This window comes from uncultured Microbulbifer sp. (assembly GCF_947498635.1).
Classification (GTDB): domain Bacteria; phylum Pseudomonadota; class Gammaproteobacteria; order Pseudomonadales; family Cellvibrionaceae; genus Microbulbifer; species Microbulbifer echini.
In genome coordinates, this window is the sequence record NZ_CANMKV010000119.1 from 1 (window position 1) to 631 (window position 631).

The following is a 631-nucleotide window of genomic DNA, read 5'->3' on the forward strand; positions in this document are numbered from 1 at the left end:
CCCCTATAAAGGCTCTTAACCACTCGCACAGGTAATAAGTATTCACCTGTTTCTTTCCAGTTTTCTCTTAAAGTCAAACCGCCAGCGGTTATCAGGCAGTGTATATGAGGATGTAACGTTAACTGTCTTCCCCAAGTATGCAGAGCCATAAGCATCCCGGGAGTTACCCCGTGGTAGTCCTTACTCGCCATCAATTCAAACAGAGTTTCTTTACTTGATAAAAAGAGTATATCTGTAAGCTTCTCTTCGTTGTATTGCCATAATGGCAGATACTCATGAGGTATAGTAAAGACCACGTGAAAATGCTCTGTATCAAATAATTTACGACGTTGCTGATCAACCCACTGTAGCTGTTTCCGACCTGAACAGAGGGGGCAGCTTCTGTGTCTGCAAGAATGATGCTGTTCAGTTACATGGTTCTGCTTACAGCGATAATAACTGCTTCCCATCGCTTTTGTACGGCACTCTTGTATTGATGAGATGGCCTTCAAATTTTTTAGCGGCTGCGCAGTTTTAGATAAATAACCACTGTACGTAGAAAATATATTTTGCAATACCCGGTTATGCATTTTCTAAAATGCCTCTTATAATTTAAAAGTGGCACCACTCCCGCGCAGCGGGTTTGTACAAC

Annotated in this window: 1 protein-coding gene; it reads right to left on the reverse strand. The window is 42.2% G+C overall.

The window, feature by feature from the left end:
• On the reverse strand, positions 1-569 hold a 569-nt coding region (locus Q1A69_RS20080), incomplete at its 3' end, for a transposase zinc-binding domain-containing protein (RefSeq protein ID WP_299589690.1).
• Positions 570-631 lie beyond the last annotated feature (62 nt).